Here is an 8,145-nt window from a genome sequence, read left to right on the forward strand (position 1 = left end):
CTGCTGAAGATATGTCCGGTGTCTTATTCTTTCGCTTCTCTGATTCCCGTGCGCTTTGGTTAAGGTTTTTCAGCGGTAATGCCATAAGCCGAATCATGAAGACGGTTTTTGCCATTCGTAAACCATCTGCAAGGGGATCTTAGATGCCGATGAAACCTTAGTTACGGTGAAGCATTTGGGATTTCCGGTTCAGAAAAGTTTGGATATGGTCGCCTCTCCCTGGAAATCCGGGCCGCGGCCATGGATAGTTACGGTAAAAATAATCTTGTAGGACTGCATTTCCTCTCTTCCGTGAGAATAATACTTCTTTCTGAACTCCTTTTGTTTAATGGAGACTTCCGCTGATGTGCCGTTGGTAAATACAGCTGATGCCGAACAATTGCGTATACGGACTTCCTCATCCCGTTGCCCAAAGACCAGCGGACAATGATAATCTGAAACGTGGCTTAGTTCCAGATCCGTACGTCTGTTTTTTATGATGGCGCTCCGGACGGCTTTCTCAACTGTGCCTGCCATTCCGTCCACGGTAAAAAGATAAAGATCATGGTAGAAAAGGAAGCAAAACACGGGAATGAACACCATTAGTAACACGAATTTCCATTGGCTGACAGACATGGGGATTCTCCTGATGAAGATATGTCCGGGATCAGTTTTTCAGTCTCAGCTCCCTGTCCGCTTTTTGTATCCTCTTTCAGGATCTTCAGCGGAGCGCCATGAGCCGAGTCATGAAGACGGGTTTTGTCATTTGTAAACCATCTGCAGGGGCATCAGAGCTTCCGATGGAGTCAGAGCGGCAGGAAGCTGTTAGGGAGTTCAGAACAATAACCCGCACAGGCTCGTTATGGACGCTTCCGACTGAGATTCCGGGCCGAGATCAGGGAGAGTTACGGTAAACTCGATTTTGTAAACGTCCCGGTGCTTTTTGCCGCGCCGGGAGTGCATTTTTGCGTATTCCTTTTTCTGTATGGAGACCTTTGCCGATGTTCCGTTGGCAAATACCGCTGATGTTGCGCAGCTGTATGTCCGGATCTTATTATCCTGCTTCTTCCGGTTCAGGTCATCGCAGTAATATCCTGAAATCTGGCTGAATTCGAGATCTTCGCGTCCGCTGCTGGAGATGGCATCCTGGACGGCATCCTCAATTACGGCCATCTGTCCTTCACGGGAAAAGAGATAAATATCGTTATAGCCAATGCCGAAAAACACGGGAGCTAAAAAAACGCAGATTGCAAGCTCAAGTTTATTGACTTTCATGGAGTTCTCCTGATACAAGAACACGTCAGGCACGCGATTCTTTCAGATCTCTGATTCCGTCGCTTCGGGAGATCTCTTTCAGTATCCTCAGCGACAAAGCCACGATCCGGATCAAGAAGACAGGGGGGTACCATTCATAAAAAACGGCGCGGGCATCTGAGCCGCCGACGGAAGCTGAGCGGCGGGAACCCCGCGGGAACTCAGAGCCACGATCAAATAATCTTTGATATGGACGATCTCCCCTGGACGTCCGAACCGAGACCAGGGACAGTTGCGGTAAACTCAATTTTGTAAGGCGTTTTGCTCTTGTCGCCATGACGGTAGTATGCCTTGGTGTATTCCTTTTTCTGTATGGAGACTTCCGCCGCTGTTCCGTCAGCGAATACCGCTGATGCTGAACAGCTGTATGTCCGGACTTTTCTATCCAATTTCTTCTGGGTCAGGATATTGCAGTGATATCCTGAAATCCGGCTGAATTCGAGATCTGCGCGTCCGCTGCCGGAGATGGCGTCCCGGACAGCTTTCTCAGCAGTGCTTATTTCACCTTCGCGGGAAAATAGATAAAAGTCGTGATAGCCAATATAGACAATCACGGGAGCGAGCAATACGCAGGTTATGATCTTCTGTTTGCTGAATGCCATATGGTTTTTCCTGATGAAAATAATCGTTCGGGGCGCAGTTTCGGCAGAGCTCCGGCATCAGAAGAACCATTTCCGGGAGATCTGACTGGAGCCCTTAATGTTATTGTCGATGCCGCAAAAACTGACGGTTACATCCATTGCTTTATTGACTCTTTTCGGGGAAGAGTACCTTCTTTTTTTGACGCTCTTGTAATGCTTTGTTCTGGTAATGCAAATCGGAGTGCTTTTGCCATCTGAAAGGTGCGCCATGGCGGCGCAATCATAAGTATGGGTCTTGCTTTTAGGGTCTCGGGTGCGATCCAGACAGGAAAGTCCGGTAATATCGCTGACATCAAGATCGTTCCGGCCGCTTTGAGAAATGGCATCGGCCACGGCGTCCTTTACCGTGATGTCCAGCGCCTTGTCTGAAAACAGGTAGTGGTTGTAATAGTGGTAAATGCTCCCGGGAATGCTGACCATAACGAACATCAGCCCATAGGAGATAAGATTTCCTTTAATATCCATGATAAAACTCCGGCAGCGGGGCAAGAACAGGGAAATCCGGAATTCCAAAGCATTCCGCAGGATTTCGTGACAGTGATTTAAGGGAAAATCCCGGAACACCATCTCATATCATTTTACCATCTTACCGGGGGTTTTCGGGGGAAAGATTCTTTTCCTTATCAGTTTAAACAGAACCTGACTCTCTGCGGAGGATCTCAGGCGGAAAAAGCAAAACCGCAGCAGATCTCAGTTTTTTATGCCGGTTTCAGATATTTTTCTCATGTCAGCGTTTTTCCCGGTACACTTTTCAATATCAGCAGTCTGTTTTTCGCTGCAGGGCCGGATTCCTTCTGCCCGCCTCCCTGTTTCCCCGGCTTCCTCAAAAGCTGTTCCGGCTGTCCGGGCTTGTTAAAAGGTACTCTCTCATGCAATTTTTAAGCTTTAAGAAAATCATTCCGGCTCTTATGGGATCGGTGTTTTACCTGGCTGCTTCAGCTGTTCCGGCCGCAGATCTTACAACGGAGAACTCTCAGGATCAGATCTGCATCCCGGTTACCAATGCTCTGAATTTTGTGTTTACCTTTCTGCCGCAGTCTCAGGCTCCCAAGCTTAGCTGCAAGCTGATATCCGTGAAGAAGCTGAATGACGATGCGATAAAAAAATGGCAGGAGAAAGACCGCGAAATCATCAAAAAGTGCATTTTTGACACCATTTACCGGACGAATCTGTTCTCCAAGCTGGGCTATGACTTTGATCATGCGCTGATTGATGCCGCCGAGGCTGCCCAGAAGGCCAAAGCCGTATCCCGGGAGGATACCGCCAGATTCAATAAAGAAAGCATTCCGAAGGTGGCGGACATCGAGGCAGAATTGAACGACATTCAGGACGCTTATGAAACCATGGTAGGATTCACCGTAAACGGCAATGAGGCTCCCGTTACCAAAGGCTGCACCTTCAGAACCGGCAAGACAATTTATACCTGCGCCGAAGGTGAGGTTCACTGCGATCCCTGACAGAGAGGATTTCCCGGGACACTCATGAGCAGACCCCGGGATTTTCCCGGAGCTTAAGCAGGGCTCCGGTTTTTGACTCCCCCTCTCCGTCCGTCTTTCGCTGCCCTCCTTTCTCTGCCCCTTTACCTCTCTTATCCGCCCTCTTGCCAAAGATCGGGCATGTCCTTTGGAAGAATACTCCGGGATCTTCTTTCATTCATCCATTCATCGGCTTTTCCGGAAAACGCCCTTTTTCCTTAAAAATCATTCCCCCAGATTCCGGTGCCATGCCGCAATTTTTCAGAGCCGGTGTTTCGGATTGTCCCTGCGTTCCGGTATACTTTCACTGTGCTGAAAACGATTGCATAATGGTTTGAACCATATGCGGCAAACTATAAGATGAGGACACTATGGAAGCTGATAAGAATTTTTTTGATGCCGTCATTGTGGGCGGCGGCCCTGCCGGACTTTCCGCGGCCATTTACGCCGCTCGGGCTAAATACCGGGTGCTGGTGGTGGAAAAGGCCGAGATCGGCGGGCAGATCACCATTACCTCCGAGGTGGTGAACTACCCCGGAGTGGAGCAGGCCTCGGGCCGTTCCCTTACCGCCGTGATGAGAAAACAGGCTTTGAATTTCGGGGCGGAGTTCCTGTCAGCCGAGGTTACGGGCTTTACCTGCGACGGCGACATTAAGACCGTGCGCACCTCCCGGGGCGAGTTTCGGACTCTGGGCATCATCATAGCAACCGGGGCCAATCCCCGCCGTATCGGCTTTGCCGGTGAGCAGGAGTTTCAGGGCCGGGGCGTAGCCTACTGCGCCACCTGCGACGGCGAGTTCTTCACCGGAAAGGAGGTGCTGGTAATCGGAGGCGGCTTTGCTGCGGTGGAGGAAAGCATCTTCCTCACCAAATATGCCAGTCACGTGACCATTGCCGTCAGGAAGAACGAGTTTTCCTGCGCGAAGACCGTCTCGGATCAGCTTAATGACTGCGACAAGATCACGGTGCTTTTTAATACCGAGGTTACGGAGGTTTCCGGCGACGGACTTCTGGACCGGGCTGTGCTCCGGGATGCCAAAACCGGCGAAACCCGGGAATTCCGGGCTCAGGACGGCGGCAACTTCGGCGTCTTTGTCTTTGCCGGCTATGTGCCCAATACCGCCTGGCTGCCGCCGGAGATCGCCCGGGACGAAGCCGGCTACGTGATCACGGATGCGAATCATAAAACCTCCGTGGACGGGGTATATGCCGCGGGAGATCTCTGCGTGAAGAATCTCCGGCAGGTGGTTACCGCCGTGGCCGACGGCGCCATTGCCGCCACCTCGCTCGAAAAGGTAGCCGAGGAGCTCCATCGCAAGTACGACCTTCCGGATCTCACCGTCTTTAATGAAAACGCTCCTGCTCCCAAGGATCACGGCAGCGCGGCTCCTAAGCCGGAAGCTCCTGCTCACGAGGAGGAAGAAGCCGCTGCAGCTCCGGGAGAGCTTTTGACGCCGCAGATCAAGGCCCAGCTTGCCGGGGTGTTCGGAAAGCTCACCGCTCCGGTTACGGTACGGCTCTTCAGAAATGACAGCGCTCTTTCCCAGTCCATGGAGGCCTTCCTGGAGGAGCTTAAGGGTGTTTCCGAGAATGTGAAGACTGAGATCGCTGCCGGCGCTCCCCCGGAAGGACTTATGCTGCCCTCCTTCGAGATCGCGGGGGAACACAGCCCGGCTTCCAATATTCACTTCCACGGCGTTCCGGGCGGGCACGAGCTTAATTCCTTTGTGATAGCCATTTACAATGCCGGGAGCTCCGGACAGGCTGTTGACGAGGATACCCGGGCCGCTGTCATGGCGGTGGATCATCCGGTAAATATCCGGGTATTTGTCTCCCTGTCCTGCACCATGTGTCCGGAAACCGTGATGTCAGCGCAGCGGGCGGCCACCCTTAACAGCAATATCACTGCGGAAATGTTCGACCTCGCCCACTTCCCGGATCTCCGGGCGAAGTACAGCGTTATGAGTGTGCCCTGCACCATTATTACCGGAAAGGACGGCGAGCTTAAGCCGGTGTTCGGGAAAAAGAACCTTGCGGAAATCGCCGCCATCCTGAAGACTGCCTGAGTCTGACAGCAGCCCTTCTGAGAACCTGAAGAAACCCGCCGGCCCTGATCTGGCGGGTTTTGTTTTAGCTATTTCCCTGTCCGGGATAAACTGCTGTCTGAGATTATCCCGGGATCCCCTTTCCGTCTCTTCCCGGCATCTTCCGCCCTGCTTTTCCTGTTCTGCCCCGAGTCCCGGTATTCTGCCTGCCGCCGCTTCTTCCGCTCCCGGTCTCTCCTGTCTGGCGGCAGGAGCGCTTATTTCCGGGCGGCAATGTCTCCGGGGCAACAACCGAAACAGCGGTAATCATTGATTTTTTGGGGATTTGATAGTAAAACAGGGAACGTTTTCCGGCGGCCGGGCTATGGAAAGGCCAGCGTCGTCGTAACAGCGCTCTCGCGAAGCTTTTGAAAACACCTTTACTTTGCAGCGAGACGATTGAACTTTAACGAGGATAATCATGAAATTTAACAAACTCACCGGAGCCCTGGCGGCCGCCGGACTTCTGATGGCATCATCTTATGCGTTCGCAGCCAGCGCCCCGGCCGCTCCCAGCGGCAAGCTGAGCGGCACCAGCGTGGTCATTAAAAACGGCTATAACGATGATGTGGCCAAGGCTGTTTCCGGCGCCGGCAAGATCCCGGCTGACAAGCTTTCTCTGGATCTCAAGGATATCAGCGATGCCGATCTTGAAAAGATTGCGAAGGCTTTTCCGGCAGTAAACAAGCTCTCAGTGGACAGCAAAACCCTTACCAGCATTGCTCCCCTGAAAAATGTCATGGTAACCAGCAATGTTAAGATCGATGCCGAAAATGTTAAGGATCTTTCGCTCCTCAGCAAATATACCGGCGCCAAGCAGGTTAACGTAAAGTCCAAGGCCATGGACAACATTAAGTGGCTGGCTCCTCTAACCAATCTTACCTATGCCACCATTACCGGTTCCATGAACGTGAAGTCCATTGAGGGCATTCCGGCAGCTCCGAAGCTGGCCACCCTCCACCTGAACTCCATGGACATTAACGATCTGTCTCCCCTGAAGGTTCTCCCGGCCCTGACCACTCTTGACCTTACCGGATCCAAGATCGCCGACCTCTCCCCGCTGGCGGATCTGCCGAAACTGAACGATCTCAGCCTGTACGGCGCCACCGTGGCTGATTTCACCCCGCTTGCCAAGGTTCCGGCCCTGAAGAAGCTCAAGGTGTACGCTTCCAAGGGGGCCAATTATGACACCCTGGGCGCGCTGACTCAGGTGCAGGAAATCACCACCGGCCTGACTGCCATTACCAGCCTGGACTGGGTTAAGAACGCCGCCAAACTGAAGAAGCTGACCGTTTTTGCCGAGGAGATCAAGGATTACTCTCCGGTTAAGGGATCTTCCGTTGAGGAGTTTATGATCTGGAGCATGCGCGCTCCGGTGGATTTCACCCAGCTTAAGGATGCCACCAATCTCAAGACGCTGCTCATTCACAGCTGCGTTAAGAATCAGCCGGTAACCCATACCGAGCTTATCGGCACCATGACCGAGCTTGAAAAGCTGGAGTTCAACTTCTGGAAGAGCTGCGACTTTGAAGCAAACGGGTCATTTGCCACGGGGCTTAAGAAGCTTACCGAGCTTACTCTGGAAGGTCTTCTTAACATGACCAACATGGATAAGCTCAAGGAGCTCTCCGCCCTTAAGAAGCTCCGCATCAAGGAGGTTAATCCCGGCAAGGCGCTGGATCTCTCCTTCCTCTCCGGCATGAAGGAGCTGACCTCTCTGGAACTTACCTCGGTTACGGTCAGCAACTTCGATGCCATCGCTGCCTGTCAGAAGCTCCAGTACGCTGACATTTCCAAGGCTGAAGGCATTACCTCCATCGAGGCTCTCAAGAGCATTCCGGGACTTAAGAATCTCAGCGTGAAGAAGGGAGCCTTCACCGATGCCCAGCTTAAGGGCTTTGCCAGCGCCGGTGTCAAGATCACCCAGAAGTAATCGCTTTTTCGGGTGAAATTCCGGCAGCAATTTCGTAATCGGAACGAGCCGGAACTCCGCAATATCACTGAAAATAAGGCATTGTGAAAACAGTGCCTTTTTCATTTTCTGAAGGAGAGGCGTCAGGCAGTTTCCGCTGTCTCGGCAGGATGATTCCCCCGGGCCCGGCGTCTTATGAAGAGAAGCCCTCCTATAAGAGCCGCGAGAGAGACCAGAAGGCTTAAGGAAAGACTTCTGGTGAATCCCGCTGTCACATACCCTAAAAGGCTCGCTCCGGCAATAAACATGCAGTAGGGAAGCTGAGTGCTTACATGGCTCACATGGTCGCAGCCGGCGCCGGCGGAGGAAAGAATGGTGGTATCCGAAATGGGAGAACAATGATCCCCGAACACCGATCCCGCCAGAGTTGCCGCCAGCATGATGTACAGATCCGCGGGATTCCCCGGAAAAACCGCCTCGAAGATGCTGATGATGATGGGAATCAGGATGCCGAAGGCGCCCCAGGCGGTACCGATGGAAAACGACAGAAAACCTGCCAGCATAAATGCAAGCGCCGGCAAAAGCGATACTGCTAATCCGTTATCAGCCGAAACCAGAGAGGCGATAAACTTCGGGGCCTCCAGAAACTCCCGGGTTATTCCGGAAAGAGTCCAGGCCAGCATCAGGATAATGATAGCCGGCAGCATGTTTTGCGCCCCCTTGACAGCATTCATCATGAA

The 8,145-nt window shown here is 52.6% G+C and carries 8 protein-coding genes; 3 read left to right on the top strand and 5 right to left on the bottom strand.

The genetic code is table 11. From position 1 onward, the window contains the following. Positions 1-189: 189 nt before the first annotated feature. The 4 genes from ACJROR_RS09840 to ACJROR_RS09855 form a co-directional block, all read right to left on the bottom strand. On the bottom strand, positions 190-615 hold the full coding sequence (locus tag ACJROR_RS09840; protein ID WP_406038969.1) for a hypothetical protein: 426 nt from the start codon (positions 613-615) through the stop codon (positions 190-192). 198 nt (positions 616-813) lie between these two features. Then, complete coding sequence (locus tag ACJROR_RS09845) at positions 814-1,254, bottom strand: hypothetical protein (protein ID WP_406546926.1); 441 nt, start codon at positions 1,252-1,254, stop codon at positions 814-816. 212 nt (positions 1,255-1,466) lie between these two features. Then, complete coding sequence (locus tag ACJROR_RS09850; RefSeq protein ID WP_406038973.1) at positions 1,467-1,895, bottom strand: hypothetical protein; 429 nt, start codon at positions 1,893-1,895, stop codon at positions 1,467-1,469. A gap of 57 nt (positions 1,896-1,952) precedes the next feature. Continuing rightward, positions 1,953-2,399 carry a hypothetical protein gene (locus ACJROR_RS09855; protein WP_406038975.1) on the bottom strand — a complete coding sequence of 149 codons (447 nt, stop codon included), beginning with the start codon at positions 2,397-2,399 and terminating at the stop codon, positions 1,953-1,955. Positions 2,400-2,803: 404 nt separating this feature from the next. Between ACJROR_RS09855 and ACJROR_RS09860 the strand changes: the two genes are divergently transcribed. The 3 genes from ACJROR_RS09860 to ACJROR_RS09870 all read left to right on the top strand — a co-directional run bounded on the left by ACJROR_RS09860 (position 2,804) and on the right by ACJROR_RS09870 (position 7,426). Next, on the top strand, positions 2,804-3,391 hold the full coding sequence (locus ACJROR_RS09860) for a hypothetical protein (RefSeq protein WP_406038977.1): 588 nt from the start codon (positions 2,804-2,806) through the stop codon (positions 3,389-3,391). Between the two features lie 389 nt (positions 3,392-3,780). Then, complete coding sequence (locus ACJROR_RS09865; protein ID WP_406546927.1) at positions 3,781-5,475, top strand: FAD-dependent oxidoreductase; 1,695 nt, start codon at positions 3,781-3,783, stop codon at positions 5,473-5,475. Between the two features lie 439 nt (positions 5,476-5,914). Further along, on the top strand, positions 5,915-7,426 hold the full coding sequence (locus ACJROR_RS09870) for a leucine-rich repeat domain-containing protein (protein WP_406546928.1): 1,512 nt from the start codon (positions 5,915-5,917) through the stop codon (positions 7,424-7,426). A gap of 122 nt (positions 7,427-7,548) precedes the next feature. Here the strand turns inward: ACJROR_RS09870 and ACJROR_RS09875 are convergent. Next, positions 7,549-8,145, bottom strand: a 597-nt coding sequence (locus ACJROR_RS09875; protein WP_406546929.1) for a Na+/H+ antiporter NhaC family protein, incomplete at its 5' end; no start/stop codon positions are given.

The sequence above is a fragment of the Succinimonas sp. genome, from assembly GCF_045225735.1.
Taxonomy (GTDB): Bacteria; Pseudomonadota; Gammaproteobacteria; order Enterobacterales; family Succinivibrionaceae; genus Succinimonas.